The following is a 2233-nucleotide window of genomic DNA, read 5'->3' on the forward strand; positions in this document are numbered from 1 at the left end:
GGCGATCACCCATTGAAGTCTTTATGCGAAAAATGTTTCGATGAAGTGTTCAATTTATTTATTGCAATCTGCCATTTACCACCAATTAGGTGGCTAACTTCATTCTATAATCCACCTTATTGTTATTAATGCGGATATATTAAAAATAAGACGTAGGATATTTTGCTAAAAGGTATGAAATACTCTACGTCTTATTTTAAAATAATTCTGTACATAGATGATAAGCAATAGTTAATTTAATTAGAATAGAGTTTTTTGCGCAAGTAAGTAGGGCTAGAAGTTATAATTTTTAACATTAGATGGCTTATAATGAATACAGAATATTTAGTGAAGGTAGAGAACTCAAATGAAAACAGCTAACAAAACACTACTAACAAGAGCAGAAGGTCAAGAATTTGATCGTAAAGCTGCAGAGTTTGACCGACGGAGTTTAGCTAATATCTTAGTATCATTTGCCAATGCTGATGGCGGAACAGTGGCACTGGGAATTAAGAATAAACAGTTTGAGGGCATTAATCATTTAGATGCCCATAAAATTAATGACTTTAAGCAGGTGGGGTACGATCTAATCCATCCTGCTTTGAAAGTGAAAACTGAATTCCAGAAAGTTACTGTTAATGGTAAAGATAATCGGATCATGCTTTTAACCGTTGAATCCAGTGATAAATATGTCTATTCTAACTCCAAAGATGAGGTTTATTTACGGATTGGTGATGAAAGTAAAAAGTTAACCTATAAGCAAATTGAAAGCCTTAATTACAGCAAGGATATTCGATCCTATGAGCAGGAAACGGTTGAAACGGCGTTACTAGAAGATTTAGATCAGGTACTACTAGGGCAATATAAGAAGCTCAACCATTTTGATGGTGATGATGTATGGAAACTGTTATTCTCTAGGGGCTTTGCTAACCGTAAAATGACCTCAGATGATTCATATGTTTATAAGCTTAATGTAGCCGGGGTTTTAATGTTTGCTGAAATGCCAGATGCCTTTATTCCAGGAGCAAGAGTTAGGTTTATTAGATATAGCGGAACGCAAGCTGGCGTTGGCGAAAACTTGGATGTTATTAAGGAAGCAATGATTGAAGGGCCACTCCCAAAGGTTATTGAGCAAGCAGATAGTATTGTAAAATCACAGTTGCGAGAATTTACCTCATTAAATATTGAAACAGGTAAGTTTGAAACCGTACCTGAATATCCTAAGGGTACTTGGCTAGAAGGAATTGTAAATGCGGTAACCCATCGTGCTTATAATCTAAACGGTGATGATATTCGGATTATCATGTATGACGACCGGCTTATCATTCATAGTCCTGGTGATTTACCGTCGATAGTAACTGTTGACAATATCCGTACTACTCACTATTCCAGAAATCCAAACATTACCAGAGCGCTTGTCCAGTTTGGTTGGGTGAGGGAGTTTGGTGAAGGTGTTGATCGGATGTACAAGAATATGGAAAAGTATTTTCTTGACGATCCAGAATATGTTGCTACTAATGCTTACACCGAACTAACCTTAAGAAATAATATTGTGATGCGGAATTCAAGGCGCAAAGAAGAGATAAGTAAAATCACTAACTATGATTTTACTAAGCTAACTTATCCTGAAAGAGCAGCTTTGATTTATGTTTATGAACATAAAGAACTGCGGCCTAAAAAATTTATCAGTTCTAATTCTAAGTTACATACATCGACGGCTAGGAAAGCATTAAGCGATCTGACGAAACTAGAGCTTTTAGAAAAACATGCGGATTCGCCAACTTCTCCTAATACTTACTATACATTGAAAACACAGAAATAATATTAAACAGTTAAGCTGGATATAGCCGTTAGAGAGCAAACTGAATAGCAGGTAAGTTAGATAGCTGGATATAGCTGTTAGAGAGTAAACTGAATAGCAGATAAGTTAGATAGCTGAATATAGCTGTTGGAGAGTAAACCGAATAGCAGGTAAGTTAGATAGCTGGATATAGCTGTTAGAGAGTAAACCGAATAGCAGATAAGTTAGATAGCTGAATATAGCTGTTAGAGAGTAAGCTAATAACAAGTAAGTTAGATATGCTGAGGGGAGTTACTCCCCAAGCGGCTTTTAGTGAGTACTACTAAGAAGTCAAAAGCCTGTAATACCAACGATTATCGTTGGCGTTACAGGCTTTTGTCAAGGGCGGTTTTGAATTGTCGTTTTATGGCGGTTTAAAAATGTATGATTCGGGCGGTTTAAGAATTGACCGAT

The 2233-nt window shown here is 36.4% G+C and carries 1 protein-coding gene; it reads left to right on the forward strand.

Going from position 1 to position 2233, the window contains the following annotated elements; genetic code table 11:
- The first annotated feature begins 346 nt into the window (after positions 1–346).
- Positions 347–1801: an ATP-binding protein gene (locus QOS07_RS09135; protein ID WP_283588635.1), complete on the forward strand. Its 1455-nt coding sequence runs from the start codon at positions 347–349 to the stop codon at positions 1799–1801.
- Positions 1802–2233: the final 432 nt, after the last annotated feature.

It is taken from the genome of Limosilactobacillus viscerum, assembly GCF_947387525.1.
Lineage (GTDB): Bacteria > Bacillota > Bacilli > Lactobacillales > Lactobacillaceae > Limosilactobacillus > Limosilactobacillus viscerum.